Consider the following 19,126-nt stretch of genomic DNA (forward strand, 5'->3'; position numbering starts at 1 on the left):
AGAAAAAAGTACTAAGAATTAATTCTTAGTACTTTTTTCTTTTTGTTTTAATCTATAATCAAGATATCTATTTACATAGTTACGTATTAGTGCAAATAAAGGAACACTTAAGAACATTCCAAGAATTCCACCAATTCCACCACCTATAGTTACTGCAAATATAATTAGTAAAGGAGAAACTCCTACCTTATCTCCAAGAATTTTAGGTCCTAGATACCAACCATCAAATTGTTGAAGTAAGAAAATAAATACTAATACCCATATACACATGTTAGGTTTTGTTAATAGAGTTAATATAAATGCTGGAATCATCCCTATAAAAGGCCCGAAGTAAGGAATCATATTAGTAATTCCTACTATTAGTGAAATTAAAACAGCAAATGGTACATTCATAAGAGCTAATCCAATATAGCATAATACACCTATTATAGCTGAATCTATAAATTTTCCTACTATAAATTTAGAAAATACATGATTTGATTCATCTAAAAATTTAATAGCAAATTCTGATTTATCTGATGGTAATAAGGCATTAAGAATTTTTTTAACATATTGAATTAAAGAATCTTTTTCAATAAGCATATATATTGAGATTATAAATCCAAATACAAATTTAATAAATGATGATGTAAATTCTATTGTTTGCCCAATTATAGTTCCTGCAAATGATGCAAGAGCTTCTGATAAATCTTTAAATAGTTGAATTAAATGATTTTCAACCTGCTGAGCAACTTCGGGAGAAGAAGCATGAAACTTACTTAAAGAATCACCTATAAAATCTTCAGCACCGGTCATATATGTTGAAAGGTTTTTAACTAAATCTGTGAGACTTTGTATTATAGTAGGTATAATTACAATTAGTAAAAATATAATAACTAAAATTGTAATTAAATAAGTTAGTAATATACTTAAAGATCTTTTTAGCTTTAATTTTCTTTCGAATAGTAACATTAGTGGGTTAAGTAAGTAAGCTATACCAAAGGCCCAGAAGAATGGTGCTAGTATAGAAAGAATATTACTAAAGAAACCTTTATATATTATTTCTATACTAAATATGAGTTTTAATAATACTATAGTAATTAATATTATAGGTATTAAATTCAAATGTAACTTTATTTTTTTAAACAAAAATTTATCCCCCTTGTTTTTGGAAAAATTATTCTATTAAAGCTTCCATAATTTTATTATAAATTTCTGAAGAATTATTTTTCCACTTAGCACATAGCTCTTTTGCTTGATCTTTTGAAGCAACATTAACATTTAGTTCTAAAAGAGTACAATTTCCTTCAACAGCCTTTAAATTAACTAAAAACGAATCATTATTATCAGGCGTATAATCACTAAATATGTTAAGCTCTTTTTTTATTTCATCTAATTGATCTAAAAGGTAGTCATCTATAGATTTAGTTTTACTTTCTGATAATCTGTCTTTAAATAAAGAAAGAACTGTATCCCCCTTTCTTGTTAGCAGAACAAACTCTTTATTATCTTTTTCTTCAAGTTTAATAAAATTAGATTTCTCTAATTCAGCTATGTATTGTTGAAGAGTAAAGTAATTAATAAAACTGTGCTCTAGTACTATATCTGTAAGCTGAGAGTTAGATATATTATACTTTATAGATTTTATTATATATAAAAGTAAGAGCTTATTTTCTGCAAGTTCTACAGTGTTATCATACATTTCTTTTTCCTCCATAAATTTGATGCAATATTTAAATCAATTATAACACATAATTTATAGTATAAGAAGAATTTTAATATTAAACAAAAAGATATGTGGAGGCATTATTATGAAAATAAATAAATATTTTTCAATTAAGAAAAATCTAATATATTTAATGATTTTTCTTAGTATTTTTATTTGCAAAGTAGATGTATTTGCAAATCCTAAAGATAACTCAGATAAGATTCCTATTTTCTGTGTAGATACTGAAGAAAAGAAAATTGCTTTAACTTTTGACTTGAATTGGTGTGAAGAAGATTATCTTTATCCCATATTAGATGTATTAGATAAATATAATGTAAAAAGTACTTTTTTTGTAATGGGTAAGTGGATTAATTTTCCTGAAGGGAATAAGGTGAAATTTTTAGAAGTTGTAAAAAGAGGGCATGAAATTGGTAACCATAGTTATCAACATCCAAACTTTTTGCAAATAAATAGAAAACAAATTGAAAAAGAAATTGTAAATACGGAAAAAATAATATATGATATAACCGGAAAGCGAAGTGATTACTTTAGATTTCCTGGTGGAGGCTTTACAAGTGAAGGTGTCAAAATAGTTAATGAAAATAATTTAAAAGCCATCCAATGGAGCAAAGATAGTTTAGACTGGAAAAATACTTCAGCTGACTTTGAATATAATAGAGTAATGAAGAATATACAAGCAGGTGATATAATCCTATTTCACAATAATGGAAAATATACAGCTACGAATTTACAAAGAATAATACCTAAGCTTCAAGCAGAAGGTTATAAATTTGTGACAATAGGTGAATTAGTATATAAAAACGATTTCTTTGTGAATGAAAACGGTAAACAATTTAAAATAAATTAACATTAATCTATTGAATGTTTACCTTTATTTGTATTATAATGGAAATACAAGGTAGTTTACAAATAAATTCCAATATATAATAATAAAATGATATTAAATACTAATGGGGAGAGGGGTTAAGATTAACATGGATAACTTAATGTTAAATAACAAGATTTACTTAGAGGGAACAGTGGCATCAGAATTAGAATATAGTCACGAAATGTATGGAGAAAAATTTTATACTTTTGATTTAGAAGTTATGAGACTTAGTGATTCTAAGGATATGTTAAATATAACAGTTTCAGAAAGATTAATAACTGAAATTGGATTAGAAATAGGAAAAGATATTTTAGTTGAAGGACAACTAAGAAGTTATAATAAATTTGTTAATGGAAGTAATAAACTTATATTAACGGTATTTGCTAGAAATATTGAAGATTGCTTAGAAAGAAGTAAAAATCCAAATGAAATTTTCTTAGATGGATTTATCTGTAAGGATCCTGTATATAGAACAACTCCTTTTGGAAGAGAAATTGCTGATGTATTATTAGCTGTAAATAGAGCTTATAATAAATCAGATTATATTCCTACAATTGCATGGGGAAGAAACTCAAGATTCTGTAAAACTCTTGAAGTAGGAGATAATATAAGAATCTGGGGAAGACTTCAAAGTAGAGAATATCAAAAGAAAGTTTCTGATACAGAAGTAATCAAGAAGATAGCATATGAAGTATCTATATCTAAAATGGAAAGAGTAAGTGAAGAAGATGCTTTAGTAGAAAGTAATGATCAAGAAATAATGTAATTTTAGAAGGGATTCCTATAAGGTATCCCTTTTTTTATTAAATCATTTTCTTAAATCATTTAAGATTTGAGTTTTTTCTTTAGTTTTTAAATCTACTTTTTTTACTATTTTAGCAGGAGAACCAGCAGCAACTACATATTCAGGAATATCCGACGCAACAACAGAGCCAGCTGCAACAACAGAACCTTTTCCAATATGAACACCTTCTAAAATAACAGCATTTGCACCTACTAATACATCATCGTCAATTACACAAGGAATTTTACTAGGAGGTTCTAAAACTCCAGCAATAACAGCACCAGCCCCAATATGAACTCTATTACCTATTTTTGCTCTAGCACCTATGACAGAATTCATATCAATCATAGTTTCTCCACCTATTTGAGCACCGATATTTACTACAGCACCCATCATAATTACTGAATCTTTTCCAATAGTTACTGTATCTCTAATTATTGCGCCAGGTTCTATTCGGGCATCTATATTTAATAGATTTAAAGTCGGAATTGCAGAATTTTTTCTATCTACTTCCATTGCAAAATGATTAATTTTAGAACGGTTTATAAGAAGAAAGTTTGAAATTATTTCACTTTCACCAAATATTACAAAAAAATGATTGTTACCATACCATTCTATTTCACCAAAGTCTTCCTCATTAAGATTTCCTTTTATATATACTTTTACTGGAGTAGTTTTTTTAGCCTCTTTTATAAATTTAGCTAACTGATAAGGGTCATCAAAGTTACAACTCATTAAAGTATCCCTCCATTATAACTTAATATAATTTAGAATTTTTTATATGTTATTATATTAGTTAGATAAATAATTGATAATAATTTTAAGAATATATTTATATTATATAAGTTTGGAGGAGCATTTATGTTAAAGGAAGGATATGTACAGGTTTACACAGGTGATGGAAAAGGAAAGACAACAGCTGCTATGGGTTTAGCTATAAGAGCAGTAGGAGAGGGGTTAAGGGTCGGTATTATTCAATTTTTAAAAGCTAGGCCAACAGGTGAAATATTTTCAATAGAAAAGCTTGATAATATAGAAACATTTAGATTTCAAAAGTCAACTAAATTTACATGGGAATTAAATGAAGAAGAAAGAAAAATATATATAGATGAAACAAGAGAAGCTTATAATTTTGCTATGAAAATGATAAAAGAAAGAAAATATGATCTTCTTATACTTGATGAAATTTTAGTATCTAGAAATGAAGGGTTTCTAACTACAAAAGATATACTAAGACTTATAGATAATAAAAAAAGTGATATGGAGCTTGTAATTACAGGAAGAAATGCTTCAGATGAACTTATTGAAAGAGCAGATTTAGTTACTGAAATGAAGATGGTAAAACATTATTATGAAAAGGGTGTTAATCAAAGAAAGGGTATAGAATTTTAATAAAGTAAAAGGAGTTATCTATTTTTAGATAACTCCTTTTATTATGAAAAAGTTTTAGAATTGAATATTTAAAACATCATCCATATTATATAAGCCAGCCTTTGTGATGTTTGCCATAAATTCTCCAGCTTTTAAAGCTCCAATAGCAAATACATCTCTTGAAATAGCCTTGTGATTAATTTCTATAACTTCTCCATCACCTGCAAATATAACATCGTGGTCTCCTATGATTCCACCACCTCTTACAGTATGAACGCATATTTCTTCCTTTTCTCTTTTATGAGTTCCTTCTCTTCCATAGATAAGTTCAGTATTTGATTCTATTGAATCTTGTATACTGTGAGCAAGAAGTAGAGCAGTTCCACTAGGAGCATCTACTTTTTGGTTATGATGCTTTTCTATTATTTCTATATCAAAGTTTTCATATAGAAGTGGAGCAATCTTCTTTAAAAGATTATTAACTACATTTATTCCTATACTCATATTAGCTGATCTAAATAAAGGAATTTTCTTTGATGTTTCATCTATAAGCTCTAAATCTTCTTTTGTATATCCTGTTGAACAAAGAATTAGAGGTTTATTTTTAGCAGTAGCGAAATCTACTAAAGTTTTAAGAGCATCAGCTCTTGAAAAGTCGATGATAACATCAAAATCTACATCACATTTATTGATATCACTGAATACAGGGAATTCTCCATCTGTACTATCAATTCTATCAAATCCAGCAACTATTTCAACATTATCGAATTTTGTTTTAGCTATATTTGTTATAGTAGTTCCCATTTTACCACGGCAACCACTTAGTAATACTTTAACCATAATAATTATCTCCTATTTTATTAAATTATGATTTTGTAATGTAGCCTTAAGTTTTTCAAGATTACTATCTTCCATTTCACAAAGTGGTAATCTTAAAGGTCCACATTCCATACCCATTAAGTTCACAGCTGTTTTAACTGGAATAGGGTTTGTTTCTATAAATAGTTTATTACAAAGATCTAGGTATTTAATTTGCATATCTAATGATTCTTTTACTTTACCATCAAAGAATAATTGGCAAATTTCATGAGTTTCTTTTGGTATTACATTAGCAAGTACTGATATAACACCAGATCCACCTAATGAAAGTAATGGAACTATTTGATCATCATTACCTGAGTAGATATCTATGTCAGGGCAAAGAGCTTTCATTTGAACTATTTGTGAGAAATCTCCACTAGCTTCCTTAATAGCAACTATATTGTTAAGCTTTGAAAGTTTTAAAAGCATTTCAGGGCTTATATTCATATTTGTTCTTGATGGAACATTATAAAGAACTATTGGTGTTTTAACAGCATTATTTACAGCCTCAAAGTGAGCAAATAATCCTTTGCTTGATGTTTTATTGTAGTAAGGTGTAATAACAAGAAGTGAATCAACTCCTATGCTTTCAGCCCAAACACTCATGTCTATTGAGTCCTTTGTGTTATTAGAACCAGTACCAGCCATAACATGAACTCTCTTATTAACTGTTTTAACAACAAATTCTATTGTTTGTTTCTTTTCTTCAAGAGTCATAGTAGTAGCTTCACCAGTTGTTCCACAAACTAATATAGCGTCTGTTCCTTCACTGATATGCCATTCTATTAATTGTTTTAATTTATCAAAGTCAACTCCTGTTTCTGTAAATGGTGTGATTAATGCTACACAGGATCCTCTAAAAATTGACATAAAGATACCTCCAAAAAATTTATTATTTTATTAGTAATTCTGCTATTTGAATTGTGTTAAGAGCAGCACCTTTTCTTATATTGTCAGCAACAACCCAAAGGTTAACTCCATTATCGACACTAAAGTCTCTTCTTATTCTTCCAACAAAGACATTATCTTTGCTATCACATTCAAGAGCAGTAGGATATATATTGTTCTTAATATCATCATATACTGTTAAGCCATTAAAATTACTTAAAGAATCAACAATTTCTGAAATTTCAAATTCAGAATTTAGTTCAATATTTATACTTTCACTATGTGAATTAAGAACTGGAACTCTAACAGTTGTAGCTGTTATCTTTAAATTATCATCATGAAGAATTTTCTTAGTTTCTTCAATCATTTTAATTTCTTCTTTAGTATAACCGTTATCTAAAAATACATCTATATGTGGTAAAACATTACCTGCTATAGGATAAGGGAATTTCTTTGGTGCTTCCCCTTTAAGTCCTTCTGTTAAATCAAGTATTCCTTGCATTCCAGCTCCAGAAACAGCTTGATAAGTTGAATAAACTATTCTTTTTATACCGAACTTGTCCTTTAATGGTTTTAAGGCAACTACAGCTTGAATAGTAGAACAGTTAGGATTTGCTATTATTCCAGAATTCCATTTTACATCTTCTGGATTAACTTCTGGAACAACAAGAGGAACCTTAGGATCCATTCTCCAAGCACTACTATTATCTATTACTGTAGCTCCATATTTTACGAATACAGGAGAGAATTCAAGGCTTGCACTTCCACCTGCTGAAAATAGAGCAAAATCTATTTTTTTATTTTTTATATTATCTTCACAAAGTTCTTCAACGATATAGTCAGTATTTTTAAAATTCATTGTTTTTCCAGCTGATCTTTTTGATGCATATAGGAATAAATTTTTAATAGGGAAATTTCTTTCAGCAAGAATTTCTAAAAACTTTCTTCCAACATTTCCAGTACAGCCGACTATTGCAACATTATACAAAATATCTCCTCCTAAAAAATATATATATTTAATTATATATATTAAATTATATATATTAAATATAGTTCAAAGTGCAGTACATTATCAAGTTTAATTGATAAAAAAATAAAAATTTTAAATTAAATGATTTGAATAATAGTAAATTGGAATGGAGAAAATATATATTAATTAAAAGAATATATATAATGGAGTGATTTTATTATGAGTAAAACACCTTTAAAGAAAATTATAAAAGGAAAGATTAAAAGCAATAAAGAATTAAATGCAGCCGAAGTTTTAAGGGAAAAAATGAAATATGAAATAGCTGAAGAGCTTGGGCTTAGAGATAAAGTAGATGAATATGGTTGGGCGTCTTTAACAGCAGAGGAAACAGGGCGAATAGGGGGGATTATGACTAAGAGAAAGAAAGAGAGAAGAATACCTAGCAATGATGAAATCTTAGGTAGAAAGAAGATTGTTGACGAAAAATAAAAAAATATATAATATGTATATAATAATGTTATTTTGTCATTAAGAACGGGGGAATCAGAAATGAGTAGTTATAATAAAATGGCGAAAGTATATGATGAGCTAATAAATGAAGATATAAACTATAAGGATATAGCTGATTTTCTTTTAAAGATAGCAAAAAGGGAGAATGTAGAATTTAATAATTATCTAGATTTAGCTTGTGGTACTGGAAATGTAGGTATTCATGTGGCTAAAGAATTTAAGGATAATTATTTTGTTGATCTTTCAGTTGATATGCTATCAGAAGCAGAAGTTAAACTTAGAGAAAATAAAGTAAAAGGAAAGATTATATGTCAGGATATGTGCGAGCTTAATTTAAATAAAAGCTTTGATTTAATAAGTTGTGTATTAGATTCAACAAATTATATCCTTGATGATGAAGATTTAAAAGATTATTTTAAATCAGTATATAATCATTTAAATGATAATGGTGTATTTGTATTTGATATAAATTCTTATTATAAATTATCAGAAATTCTTGGAAACAATATATATACTTATAATAGTGAAGATATATTTTATGCGTGGGAAAATATATTTGAAGATGAAATAGTAGAAATGGATTTAACTTTCTTTGTAAGAGAAGGCACTGTTTATGAAAGATTTAATGAAATTCATGAAGAGAGGGCATATACTGAAGAGTTAATTGAAAGTATATTTAAAGAAGTTGGATTTAAGATGATATCTAAAAATGATGGATATAGTGATAAAGAAGTAGAAGAAAAAACAGAAAGAATACTATACATACTAAAGAAATAGATGGAGGGATTAAGATGAAAGATAAATTAATAAAAGCAACAGCTAAAGATGGAATGATTAGAATTATAGGTGCACAAACAACTAATTTAGTTAATGAAGCAACAAAAGTACATGGATGTACACCAACAGCAGCAGCAGCTCTTGGTAGAATGCTTACAGCAGGAGTTTTAATGGGATCAACTTTAAAGTCAGAAAAAGAAGTTGTTACACTTCAAATAAATGGTGGTGGAGATGCAAAAGGAGTAACAGTTACTGCATATGAAGATTGTAGAGTTAAAGGATTTATAGGAAATCCTAATGTTAATCTACCTTTAAACGTAGCTAATGGAAAATTAAATGTTGGAGAAGCTATAGGAAAAAATGGTTCATTAACAGTTATAAAGGATCAAGGGTTAAAAGATCCATATGTAGGACAAGTGCCAATATATAGTGGAGAAATAGCTGAGGACGTAGCTTATTACTATACAGTATCAGAACAAATACCTTCAGCAGTAGCTTTAGGAGTATTAGTTGATAGAGATTTAAGTATTAAGGCAGCAGGTGGATTTATAATTCAAATGTTACCAGGTGCAGATGAACTTTTAGGAGATTTATTAACATATAGATTAGAAGAAATACCACCTGTAACAACAATGTTATCAGAAGGTAAAACTATAAATGAAATAATCGAATATATCTTTGAAGGAATGGACCTTAAGATTTATGATGAGGGTGTTGAACCTAAGTTTAGCTGTGATTGCTCAAGAGAAAGAGTTGAAAGAGCTTTATTAAGTATAGGAAAGAAAGATTTACAAGAAATCTATGACGATGGAAAAGAAGAAGAATTAAAATGTCATTTCTGTAATAAATCTTATAAATTTACACATGAAGAAATAGGTGCTTTATTAGAAGAAAAAAATAATTAAGTTTTATAAAAAAAGTAGTAATATTTTTTTATAATTATCATAGTATATAGTGTGAAGGAAATAAAAGATATTTTTAAATTTCACACTATATAAGGCGCTATAGCCAAGTGGTAAGGCAGAGGTCTGCAAAACCTTTATCCCCAGTTCAAATCTGGGTGGCGCCTCCAGAAAGCAAGTTAGATAAATCTAACTTGCTTTTTTATTTATAAAAATATCTTAATATTACATAAAAATAAAAAAAGTGAAATTAATATGAAAAGTATATAAAATATGGTAAAATAATTGTTGTAAATTATATTAAAAGGGTGATAGTTAGATGGATAAAAAGTTACAAAAATATCTTGAAAGCTATAAACGACTTTATTTTAAGGGCGAAATTCATAATCCAAAAAGTAAAAATCTTTTAGAAAAGAAAAGAATAAGTTTAGAATTATCTGAACAAGAGGTAAATAATGCTAGTCAAGAACTATATAAGGGATTAACAGCAGTTCTGGATTACATAAATGATTTCCTAGATTTAAATTATGATGGGAGTAATGAGAGTCTAGTTTTAGATGAATTTGATAAAGAAGAAATTGAAGAGTTTTGGAGAGATATGAATTTAACTGATGAAGATGGTAAACGTTGTTTAGAGCATGCTATATCAGAATATATCAATAAATCAACAAATGTTGAGCAAAAGAATAATCTTTTAGATGTTGAAAGTAAGACAGTAAGATATCAGGAGTCTAATACAGTACAATCAGTAGTTGCACTTAAAGATAAACCTTTAGAAGTAATAAAAAGTAGTGAAGCTAGAGAGAATGTATATAAGGAAATATCTGTAGTAAATAAAGAAAAGGATTTAGTAAGAGTAAATATCGATTTTAATAATAAGGATTCTATATTAAATGAATATAGAACTATTCTAACTAGGGCTAAAAGAAATGATTTAGAACGAGTTCAAATAAGATTTTTAAATTTACTTTTATCTTATTCTATATCTTATGAAAACGAAATCTTTGCTATAACTAATAGAGAAGAAATAACAGAAGAAAGGTTAAAACAAATTTTCTATGATTGTTATGCTGATTTCTTAGAACAATTTATGATTTATATAAAAGAAGATGGATTTATAGATTTAGATAAAATTCCAGAATATAATTTAGATGATTTATTTTGTTCTAAAAATATAAAGAACTATCTTGGTTTTATAAATCAAATTAACGAAGAGTTAAATATGGGATTAGTAGATGAATTTGAGTGGATGCCAAAAGCTGCTGTTCAATATGAATCAATAAAGGCAAATACAATAATAGGAAGAAAGACTGCTAATTATATATTTAGAGTTATTAATGAATGTAAGCCAGAGAGAATTTTTAAGAATGAAGAATCATCAAAAGGATTTAAAACTATAGATGCTATTTTAGTTCAACTTATAACTAACTTAACTAATTTTGCATTATCAAATATTAAGAATTTTATAGATTCTAATATACAAGAAAATATTCAGACATTAGAGAGTGTTATAGATGGAAAAGAAAAAGCAATAAATTATATAAATGCAGCAAAGGTTGTTAATCAGTCAAAAGAATATGAGAGATATTTAAGTCTTATAATAGATTCATTAAGAGAGTATCCTTATTATGAAGAAGCACATCTTAGAATGCTTGAAATTTTAAGTTCAAATATTAATGAGGATAGAGTACTTTTAGATGTGGCTTATAATTTTATAGTTTCTGCTGGTGAAACTTGTTTAGAAATAAGTGATAAGCTTATAAGTTTAAATTTTGAATTATATAAATCATCTTTAGAATCAATAGATAAGGAAAATACAGAATTTATAGAGATTAGACAAATTTGTGATAATCTTAAGAAACGTTTTAAAATTAATGATGTTAATACAATAGTAAAATGTGAATTAAGTAGTTTTGGACAAGTAATTAGTGCTATTGATTATTCTGAAGTTAGTGAAGATATAAGATTGCAATTATACAAAAAAGATTTAGCTGCCTTAAGAGAAAGGGATTTTAGTATAGAAGAAAAAAGTAAATGTGCTAGAAATCTTAGAGATACTTATAAGATAGTTGAGGATGAAATTGTTATAGAGCTTGAAATGAATAATTTTGGTATGATTTTCTCAGATGTGGATTTTCTAAAAGTTGAGTATGGTATAAGAAAAGATATGTTTAAGAAAAAGGTAGAAGAGCTTGAATATGAAAGAGATCAACAATTATTAGAAGATAAGATAATTGAATATAAAGAAAAATATAGAATAGATACTAAATATGCTATGAATCTTGAAATATCTAAATTTGGTAGATGGTTTGGAGAACTTGATTTAAGTGATATAGAAGAGGAAGATTTAGAAGGTTTTATTATTAAGTTATCTAAGACTATTATGATTTTAAATTTAACAGAAGAAAAGAAAAATATATTATTAAATCAACTTAAAGAAGAAAGTGGGCTTAGTACAAATAAGTTCTATGCAATTCAAAGTAAAATAGGAAATACAGAAATGGCTTTAAATAATGAAGATTCAATTGAAATTGAATTTATTGAAAAATCAATGGAGCTTTTTGAAAAGTATCCTAGTATAATGCTTGAAGAAAAACTTTTAAGTAAAAATGATGAAGATTTTCTTTGTGGAGTATTTATAAAAACATTTAGTAGAGTAAGGGACAAGCTTAGAGATGAAGATTTATTCCTTTTAAGAAAAAGAAATAATAGAGAAGGATTCTTATTAACTTCAAAAGCGATTTATCATTCAAATTGGACAAATGCAATTTTATTAAAAGATATTAATAAGGTAATTTGGAGAGAGAAGAGTAATTTAAAAAATGGTCAAAGATATTTTAGACCATATATATTCTTAGTTACTGATTTAGAAGAAGTTAAATTTGATTTTGTTGGATTTAGACAAATAGATGTATTTATCAAGTTCTTAATTGATTTTATAAATACCTATAAGTTACTTTTAGGTAAAGAACGTTGCGTCTATGAAAAGGTAAGTATAGAAGAGGGAACTCTTTCAGTTGAAGAGATGTTAGAGGGTAACATATTAATTGAAAAGTTTACTGGAAGTAGAAGAAGTTTAGAAGATATATCTAACTTTATTAATAGGGAAGTTAGTACAGAACTTAAGAAGTTAATTAAGATTCAAGATGTAAAATCAAAAATTGATTCTAAAATAAAAAATGCAATAGCAGCATATGCACCTATTGAATCTAATGAAGTTCCTTTAGTAGCATTTGATAGTACTTTATTTAAATCAGGAAAAGAAGGATTCTTATTAACAAGTAAAGCTGTTTATTGTAAGAATAAGTTTGGAAACCCTTGGGTTGTGAAACATAAAGATATGAAGTTTATAAAGATTGAAAATGAATATATTATTTTTAATGATAAGCAGACAACTATTTCAACAATCCCAGAAGTTCAAAGACAAGAGTTAAGAAATCTATTAGAATTCTTATCTTATACATTTAAAGAATTATAAAATTAGTAAGGAGTTTATCTTGTTTAAGATGGACTCCTTACTTAATTTTATTTGAAAATCTTTCTAATTTTGCTTAAGAATTATATAATATAGATTATAGATAAAGAAGAGGTGAGTTTTATGAAATTAGTATCAGTAAATAAATTAGTAGATTATAAATTTTTAAAAATGTATAAATTAAATTTAATTAATAGAAAGAATAATCCAAAGGAATATTTAGTTGCGAGTAGAAGAGAGGAAAAAGATTTAGCATGTAAGACTCGTAATCATAATAAGGCAGATGCAGTTATGATAGTACCGATAACAAAAGAAAGAGAGTTTATTTTATTAAAACAATTTAGACCAGCTATAAATGATTTTATTTATGAATTTCCAGCAGGGCTTATTGATCAAGGTGAGGATATATTAAAAGCAGCTAAAAGAGAATTATTTGAGGAAACAGGGCTTAATGCTGTTGAGCTAGAAATTTTATTAAAGCCAAGTTATACATCAGTTGGTATGAGTGATGAAACAATTGCAGTAGTAAAAGCTTTAGTAGAAGGTGAGATATCTACAGATAATACTGAGGATGATGAAGAAATAGAAGTATTAAAGATAAAAGAGAGTGAAATAAAAGAGTTTATTAAAGAAAATAATGTTTCTATAAAGACTGCTTTAATGATTCTTAGTATTTAATTATATAAAAATTTGATAACTCTATAAATATATCTAGAAAAATGTCGATATTTAAAAAGGAAGTAATTTAAAATACAATAAGGGGGAAGACATTTGAATAGAGTAAATATATTTAAACGTTATCAAAGGTTCTTAAAGGTAAGGGTATTAGTAAATATATTATTTGTATCTATCTTAAGCATGATATGTATAGGTGGTGCAAATTATATTTTCTCAAAAAGTATTATAGAAGATGATATAAAAAAAGAAGTACAGTATGTTTTATCTGATTATAAAAATCAAATGGCAAATTTTATAGATAGAAGTAATAATGAATTAGAAAAGGCATATTATAGAGATATTTATGGAAAGTCAATTGAAGAAATAGATGAAAGTATACAGAATACGAAAAAGTTTTATAAAGAAAATGGCTATATATCAGAAATCTTTTTTATAGATAATAACAGTAAATTATATGGTGAAAATATAAATTATAAAAATGAGACTTGGTATAAAGAAATAAAGAATAAAGAAAATATGCAAAAGTCAATATCTAATGTCTATAGAATGCGTAATAAGACTGCTGGGATAGTATCAGTTATGAAAATAGATAATGGTTATATTGGTGCAGTACTTAATTTAGATAACTTAAAAAAAATATCAGAAAGTATTAGAATATCAGAAACAGGACATGGGTTTATTTTAGATTCTGATGGAAATTATGCAATACACCCAGGTAGAGATATAAATGAAAATATAAAAACTGTAGATGGTGGAGTTCTTGAAAATCTTTCAAAAGATATCTTAAAAGCAGATAATATGCTTATTAAGTTTGAGATAAATGGATTCCATCACTTATATTCAGCAGCTAAGATTGAGGGAACTAATTTAGTAGCAGTTTTATATGCTACAGAACAAGAGTTTTTTAAGCCTCTAAATAGTATTGGAATAATGGTAATTATTTTAGGAGTAATTTCAACTATTTTAATTACAATCGTTATATATATGATGGTTGCTAGTATATTAAAGGTGATAAATAAAATTATGGATGATAGTAGTAAGCTATCTAAAGGTAAATTCAATGAGATAGTATTTAAAAATTCAGATAGAAAAGATGAACTTGGAAAACTTGAAAATAGTTTTCTTGATATGGCTAAGAGTCTTAAAGAAATAGTTGAAGGTATAGAGAGTAATACAGGGGAAACTGTAAATAGTTTAGGAATTTTAAAAGATACTATAGATAGTAATACTAAAAATGCTGAAGATATAACTAAGATAGCTCATCATGTTAGTAATAAAGTTAAGGATGGAAATGAAAATATGGATATTCTTAATAAAGCTATAATAGAACTTAACAGTAATATGAATGAGATAAGAAGAAATGCTAATAAGCTTAAGGAAAATGGAAAAGCTACATCTCAAGGAATAGAGATTGGTGGTAAAAACATGGATGATACTATTATAACTATAAATGAAATAAGTGATAGAACTCTTGAAGTATCTAATTGTATTGGATCTTTACAAGAAAGTTTTATAAAGATTAGAGATATTTTAGATGATATAACATTTATAGCTGAAAGAACTAATTTATTATCTTTAAATGCTAGTATTGAAGCAGCAAGAGCAGGAGAAGCAGGAAAAGGATTTGCGATAGTAGCAAATGAAATCAAAAAACTTGCTTCTAGTTGTAAAGACTCAGTTATAAAAACTAGTAATATTTTATTAGAAAATGAAAATGAGCTTAAAATTTTATTAAGTAAGGTTGATGAGACTAAAGGGATGGTTGATGAAGGAATTTCTAATATTGAATTAACCCAAAATAATTTTGAAATTCTTGCAACACAAGTAATAGAATCTATTAATGATACAGATGTAATAATAGATAAGATTAATAGTTCTACTGAAAGAACAGAAAGAATTTCTGATATTTCAAAGACTAATACTAAGAATTCTCAGGATATATTAAGTGAAATAGTAGCAGTATCAGAGCTTTTAGAAAGTCAGTTAGCAGCACAGGAAGAATTAACAGCTAGTGCAGATACTATAAAAGAAGAAAGTTTTAAATTAGTAGAAACAACGAAAAAATTAATATAAAATAATAAAAAAAGAGTTATCTTTTATTTAAGATAACTCTTTTTTGTTATTTAATAAATTACCTTTATTATAAGCAATTATTATAAAAAGGTGATTTTTTTATTTATGATTGAAAAAACATTAATATGCTTTTTTATTAACATTTATACCTATAAAGACGTAAAATATATTAATTAAATTAGTAAATACTTAAAATACTACCTCTATCTATAAGGCTTGAATTTGATAAATATATTGGCTCTACATTATGTTTATATAAGAATTTTTCAATCTCATCTTTGTAGTTATGAAACTTTAGATTACCAAAGAAAGCAAGTTTATCTTCAGCTATAAGTCCACAGCTTCCACCTATAAAACCATATGGAAGGCCTGGGAGATTTATATCACCAGATGATATTAAAAGTACGTCAATAGGATAAGGTTTTAAACTTTTATATATTCCTACATCAGATGTTATAAGAGCGTTATCATTTACAATTGCTGTTGAACATTTAGCATATCCTTGCTTTATGTTTATTAAGTTTTTAGTTTTTATCTCATCTAAAAGTACCTTATCAGTATATTTTAGGTTGTGTATAAAGAAATCTTTAAGATTTACAGCATTTAAAAATATATTTTCAGGATATTTATCTTTAAGTAATTTTTCTGATTTTAATATAGAAATATTATTTAAAGAATTTGATGATATATCAAGCTGTGAATTAGAAGCTATGATAATTTTGGTATTTGAAATAATATTTACTTGTATATCTGGATGTGCAGAAATGGAATCATATAAATAAGGAGACTTAGGAACTTTAATTATATTTGAAATTTCTTTAGATAGTGTGTCTAATTCTTCTTCGCTTATACGACTGTCTACAAAACAAGTTTTCATTAGTAAACCTCCTTATTTTTATAAATTTTTTATAAATTTATCTTACTAAAACTTGAGGATTTTGTCGATTATTAACTATATCTTTTTCGTATAGGTGAATTATTTTAAAGCATACTAAATATGAAGGAAGGAGTGAGAGATTTGCTTTTAGTCAAAATAGCATATAAAGAGGAGCATAACTTTATAAGAGATATACAAGGAATTAAGGATATCCTAAAAAACAAAGATATAAAAATAGGTATGTCAGAATTTATAGAAAATGACACTCACTTCATTAAAGTGTTTTGTGATGATTCACAATATTCAGAAGAAGTAAAATCAAAGGTTATATTATATATTAGTAATGTTTTATATGATATTATAATAGATAATTTTAGAAAAAAGGAGCTTTTAGAATACCTTACTGAAAATTACTTCTTTTTAAAGCATAGTGAAATGTTAGAGATAGATAGAAAAGTAAATAGAGTTTTAAAACAACAAGAAAGAATATTAAATGAAGATAGCATTTATTGTGTTAATAGAATTAGTGCTATGCAATCAATGATAAATGATTTTATACAAGAAGATTACTTTATAAATATAGATGGATTTATAAGATTTAGATTAAGGACTATGCTTCCATATATAGAGCAAATAATAGAAAAAGTAGTTGAATCTTATTTAGTGGAAAAAGAATATAATGAGTTTATAAATCTTTTAAAATATTTTGTTGATATACAAGATAGCAAAATAGAAGAGGTAAACATATTTATAAAAAATGATGGAGCATATATTATCAAGGATAAAAGTGGTAATGATATATTTAAGGAGTTTATTAATGATTTAGTTGAAAATAAAGAAGATAAAGCTATAAATCCTGAAGATATAATAATTAGTGGTCTCATAACTAATTCTCCAAAGCATATAAATATATATAATAGGGAAAGTTGTTCTAATAGAGAATTTTTAAATACTATATCTAATGTTTTTGGGGAAAGGGTTAGCTTTGAAAAAACAATAAATATTTTATAAAATTAGTTGACAATATAAATTTATGATGTTAGAATAACTAATGTCAAGAAGAAACAGCCGTTTCTCGCCTTACGGCTAAGCTTAGTAAGGTTATGTGAGATTATTACATCATTGAATTGAGATAATAATAGGACGGCGTTTAACGCCGTCCTTTTTTATTATTTATATATTATGTTGGCTAAAATCTGTCGGAGGTGAAAAAAATTAGTAAGAAATTCGCAATGAATGAAGGTATAAGAGAAAAAGAAATAAGAGTTATTTCAGAAACAGGAGATCAGTTAGGATTAATGTCTTCAAAAGATGCATTAAGAATGGCTGAAGAAAAGGAATTAGATTTAGTGATGATATCACCAAATGCTGTTCCACCAGTTTGCAAAATAATGGACTATGGAAAGTTCTTATACGAACAAACTAAGAAAGAAAAAGAAGCAAAGAAAAAGCAAAAAGTTGTTAATGTTAAAGAGATAAGAGTTAGCCCAACTATCGAAGAGAATGACATATGTATAAAAGCTAAAAATGCTATGAAATTCTTAACAGCTGGAGATAAAGTTAAAATTACTGTTAGATTTAGAGGAAGAGAAGCAGAACATTCATTTATAGGTAATAAGATACTTGATAATTTTGTATCTAAGCTAGAAGAAGTTTGTGTTATCGAAAAACCTGCTAAATTAGAAGGTAGAAACATGATTTTAATTTTAGCTCCAAAAAAAGCATAACTTGAGAGGAGGATTATACTATGCCAAAAATGAAAACTCATAGAGGTGCAGCAAAGAGATTCAAAATAACAGGAACAGGTAAGTTAAAAAGAGGAAAAGCTTTCAGAAGCCATATCTTAACAAAGAAGAGCTCAAAGAGAAAGAGAAATCTTAGAAAAACTGGATATGTTTCAGTTGCACAAGAAAAGAACATGAAGAAATTATTACCATATCTATAAGAAGAAACAGAGTAGGAGGTTTGCTAAATGGCAAGAGTTAAGAGAGCGGTTAATGCTCGTAAGAATCACAAAAAAGTTTTAAAGCTTGCAAAAGGTTACTATGCAGGAAAGAGCAAGTTATTTAAGACAGCTAACGAATCAGTTATCAGAGCATTAAGAAATGCTTACGTAGGTAGAAGATTAAAGAAGAGAGATTACAGAAGATTATGGATAGCAAGAATAAATGCTGCTACAAGAATGAATGATCTTTCATACTCAAAATTCATGAATGGAATTAAATTAGCTGGAGTTGACATAAACAGAAAGATGCTTTCAGAAATCGCTATAAATGATCCTAAAGCATTTGCTGATTTAGTTGAATTAGCTAAAAAGCACTTAAACGCTTAATAATTAGAATGCGACTTTTGTCGCATTTTTTTTATAGCAATTATTTTTGGTA

General features: G+C 26.8%; 20 protein-coding genes, 1 tRNA gene and 1 other annotated feature. Of the genes, 14 read left to right on the forward strand and 7 right to left on the reverse strand.

What is annotated here, in order from left to right; translation table 11 throughout:
- Positions 1–18 precede the first annotated feature (18 nt).
- Together BN8917_RS07635 and BN8917_RS07640 are read right to left on the reverse strand one after the other, a co-directional pair.
- A complete protein-coding gene (locus BN8917_RS07635) occupies positions 19–1,128 on the reverse strand; it encodes an AI-2E family transporter (protein WP_066872819.1) in 1,110 nt (369 codons plus the stop codon).
- 28 nt (positions 1,129–1,156) lie between these two features.
- Complete coding sequence (locus tag BN8917_RS07640) at positions 1,157–1,681, reverse strand: DUF4364 family protein (RefSeq protein WP_066872821.1); 525 nt, start codon at positions 1,679–1,681, stop codon at positions 1,157–1,159.
- 109 nt (positions 1,682–1,790) lie between these two features.
- Here BN8917_RS07640 and BN8917_RS07645 point away from each other — a divergent pair, with 109 nt between their 5' ends.
- The gene (locus BN8917_RS07645; protein WP_066872824.1) at positions 1,791–2,555 is read left to right on the forward strand and encodes a polysaccharide deacetylase family protein; all 765 of its coding nucleotides are present in this window, start codon (positions 1,791–1,793) and stop codon (positions 2,553–2,555) included.
- Between the two features lie 127 nt (positions 2,556–2,682).
- On the forward strand, positions 2,683–3,342 hold the full coding sequence (locus tag BN8917_RS07650; RefSeq protein WP_066872827.1) for a single-stranded DNA-binding protein: 660 nt from the start codon (positions 2,683–2,685) through the stop codon (positions 3,340–3,342).
- 42 nt (positions 3,343–3,384) lie between these two features.
- On the opposite strand, the gene dapD is transcribed toward BN8917_RS07650, so the two are convergent.
- A complete protein-coding gene (dapD, locus tag BN8917_RS07655; protein WP_066872830.1) occupies positions 3,385–4,095 on the reverse strand; it encodes a 2,3,4,5-tetrahydropyridine-2,6-dicarboxylate N-acetyltransferase in 711 nt (236 codons plus the stop codon).
- Positions 4,096–4,221: 126 nt separating this feature from the next.
- On the opposite strand from dapD, the gene BN8917_RS07660 reads away from it, so the two are divergent.
- The gene (locus BN8917_RS07660) at positions 4,222–4,752 is read left to right on the forward strand and encodes a cob(I)yrinic acid a,c-diamide adenosyltransferase (protein ID WP_066872832.1); all 531 of its coding nucleotides are present in this window, start codon (positions 4,222–4,224) and stop codon (positions 4,750–4,752) included.
- Positions 4,753–4,806: 54 nt separating this feature from the next.
- Here BN8917_RS07660 and dapB read toward each other — a convergent pair whose 3' ends face one another.
- The 3 genes from dapB to BN8917_RS07675 are packed head-to-tail and all read right to left on the reverse strand — an operon-like array spanning position 4,807 to position 7,468.
- Entirely contained in the window at positions 4,807–5,571 is a 765-nt protein-coding gene (gene dapB / locus BN8917_RS07665; protein WP_066872835.1) for a 4-hydroxy-tetrahydrodipicolinate reductase, read from the reverse strand.
- Positions 5,572–5,583: 12 nt separating this feature from the next.
- Positions 5,584–6,456 (reverse strand): 4-hydroxy-tetrahydrodipicolinate synthase, encoded by an 873-nt coding sequence (gene dapA / locus BN8917_RS07670; RefSeq protein WP_187117206.1) that lies wholly within the window; start codon positions 6,454–6,456, stop codon positions 5,584–5,586.
- A 28-nt stretch (positions 6,457–6,484) separates the two neighbouring features.
- Positions 6,485–7,468 (reverse strand): aspartate-semialdehyde dehydrogenase, encoded by a 984-nt coding sequence (locus BN8917_RS07675; protein ID WP_066872841.1) that lies wholly within the window; start codon positions 7,466–7,468, stop codon positions 6,485–6,487.
- 201 nt (positions 7,469–7,669) lie between these two features.
- On the opposite strand from BN8917_RS07675, the gene BN8917_RS07680 reads away from it, so the two are divergent.
- The 7 genes from BN8917_RS07680 (at position 7,670) to BN8917_RS07710 (ending at position 15,865) form a co-directional block, all read left to right on the forward strand.
- Positions 7,670–7,939 carry an alpha/beta-type small acid-soluble spore protein gene (locus tag BN8917_RS07680; RefSeq protein ID WP_066872844.1) on the forward strand — a complete coding sequence of 90 codons (270 nt, stop codon included), beginning with the start codon at positions 7,670–7,672 and terminating at the stop codon, positions 7,937–7,939.
- Positions 7,940–7,999: 60 nt separating this feature from the next.
- Positions 8,000–8,737, forward strand: coding sequence for a class I SAM-dependent DNA methyltransferase (locus BN8917_RS07685; RefSeq protein ID WP_066872847.1), 738 nt, complete (start codon positions 8,000–8,002; stop codon positions 8,735–8,737).
- 14 nt (positions 8,738–8,751) lie between these two features.
- Positions 8,752–9,642 (forward strand): Hsp33 family molecular chaperone HslO, encoded by an 891-nt coding sequence (gene hslO, locus BN8917_RS07690; RefSeq protein WP_066872850.1) that lies wholly within the window; start codon positions 8,752–8,754, stop codon positions 9,640–9,642.
- A 93-nt stretch (positions 9,643–9,735) separates the two neighbouring features.
- Positions 9,736–9,809 (forward strand) — tRNA-Cys (locus BN8917_RS07695).
- Between the two features lie 149 nt (positions 9,810–9,958).
- Positions 9,959–13,117: a hypothetical protein gene (locus tag BN8917_RS07700; RefSeq protein WP_066872853.1), complete on the forward strand. Its 3,159-nt coding sequence runs from the start codon at positions 9,959–9,961 to the stop codon at positions 13,115–13,117.
- 120 nt (positions 13,118–13,237) lie between these two features.
- Complete coding sequence (locus BN8917_RS07705) at positions 13,238–13,792, forward strand: NUDIX hydrolase (RefSeq protein WP_066872856.1); 555 nt, start codon at positions 13,238–13,240, stop codon at positions 13,790–13,792.
- 93 nt (positions 13,793–13,885) lie between these two features.
- Positions 13,886–15,865, forward strand: a complete 1,980-nt coding sequence (locus BN8917_RS07710; protein ID WP_066872859.1) for a methyl-accepting chemotaxis protein — start codon at positions 13,886–13,888, stop codon at positions 15,863–15,865.
- 178 nt (positions 15,866–16,043) lie between these two features.
- Here the strand turns inward: BN8917_RS07710 and BN8917_RS07715 are convergent, their stop codons facing one another.
- Positions 16,044–16,742: a DUF6873 family GME fold protein gene (locus tag BN8917_RS07715; RefSeq protein WP_066872861.1), complete on the reverse strand. Its 699-nt coding sequence runs from the start codon at positions 16,740–16,742 to the stop codon at positions 16,044–16,046.
- A 141-nt stretch (positions 16,743–16,883) separates the two neighbouring features.
- Here BN8917_RS07715 and ytxC point away from each other — a divergent pair, with 141 nt between their 5' ends.
- From ytxC to rplT, 4 genes are all read left to right on the forward strand, one after another.
- Positions 16,884–17,753 carry a putative sporulation protein YtxC gene (ytxC, locus tag BN8917_RS07720; protein WP_066872865.1) on the forward strand — a complete coding sequence of 290 codons (870 nt, stop codon included), beginning with the start codon at positions 16,884–16,886 and terminating at the stop codon, positions 17,751–17,753.
- Positions 17,754–17,792: 39 nt separating this feature from the next.
- Positions 17,793–17,916 (forward strand) — a sequence feature (ribosomal protein L20 leader region).
- Positions 17,917–17,947: 31 nt separating this feature from the next.
- Positions 17,948–18,469 carry a translation initiation factor IF-3 gene (gene infC / locus BN8917_RS07725; RefSeq protein ID WP_066872868.1) on the forward strand — a complete coding sequence of 174 codons (522 nt, stop codon included), beginning with the start codon at positions 17,948–17,950 and terminating at the stop codon, positions 18,467–18,469.
- Between the two features lie 20 nt (positions 18,470–18,489).
- Positions 18,490–18,687, forward strand: coding sequence for a 50S ribosomal protein L35 (gene rpmI, locus BN8917_RS07730; protein ID WP_066872871.1), 198 nt, complete (start codon positions 18,490–18,492; stop codon positions 18,685–18,687).
- A 27-nt stretch (positions 18,688–18,714) separates the two neighbouring features.
- Positions 18,715–19,074 (forward strand): 50S ribosomal protein L20, encoded by a 360-nt coding sequence (gene rplT, locus BN8917_RS07735; protein WP_066872874.1) that lies wholly within the window; start codon positions 18,715–18,717, stop codon positions 19,072–19,074.
- Positions 19,075–19,126: the final 52 nt, after the last annotated feature.

The organism is Clostridium mediterraneense, assembly GCF_900091705.1.
Lineage (GTDB): Bacteria > Bacillota > Clostridia > Clostridiales > Clostridiaceae > Sarcina > Sarcina mediterraneense.

Coding starts and splice junctions, on each gene's coding strand:
- BN8917_RS07640 (WP_066872821.1), bottom strand. CDS start 1,681: ATGTATGATAACACTGTAGAACTTGCAGAAAATAAGCTCTTACTTTTA.
- BN8917_RS07645 (WP_066872824.1), top strand. CDS start 1,791: ATGAAAATAAATAAATATTTTTCAATTAAGAAAAATCTAATATATTTA.
- BN8917_RS07650 (WP_066872827.1), top strand. CDS start 2,683: ATGGATAACTTAATGTTAAATAACAAGATTTACTTAGAGGGAACAGTG.
- dapD (WP_066872830.1), bottom strand. CDS start 4,095: ATGAGTTGTAACTTTGATGACCCTTATCAGTTAGCTAAATTTATAAAA.
- BN8917_RS07660 (WP_066872832.1), top strand. CDS start 4,222: ATGTTAAAGGAAGGATATGTACAGGTTTACACAGGTGATGGAAAAGGA.
- dapB (WP_066872835.1), bottom strand. CDS start 5,571: ATGGTTAAAGTATTACTAAGTGGTTGCCGTGGTAAAATGGGAACTACT.
- BN8917_RS07680 (WP_066872844.1), top strand. CDS start 7,670: ATGAGTAAAACACCTTTAAAGAAAATTATAAAAGGAAAGATTAAAAGC.
- BN8917_RS07685 (WP_066872847.1), top strand. CDS start 8,000: ATGAGTAGTTATAATAAAATGGCGAAAGTATATGATGAGCTAATAAAT.
- hslO (WP_066872850.1), top strand. CDS start 8,752: ATGAAAGATAAATTAATAAAAGCAACAGCTAAAGATGGAATGATTAGA.
- BN8917_RS07700 (WP_066872853.1), top strand. CDS start 9,959: ATGGATAAAAAGTTACAAAAATATCTTGAAAGCTATAAACGACTTTAT.
- BN8917_RS07705 (WP_066872856.1), top strand. CDS start 13,238: ATGAAATTAGTATCAGTAAATAAATTAGTAGATTATAAATTTTTAAAA.
- BN8917_RS07715 (WP_066872861.1), bottom strand. CDS start 16,742: ATGAAAACTTGTTTTGTAGACAGTCGTATAAGCGAAGAAGAATTAGAC.
- rpmI (WP_066872871.1), top strand. CDS start 18,490: ATGCCAAAAATGAAAACTCATAGAGGTGCAGCAAAGAGATTCAAAATA.
- rplT (WP_066872874.1), top strand. CDS start 18,715: ATGGCAAGAGTTAAGAGAGCGGTTAATGCTCGTAAGAATCACAAAAAA.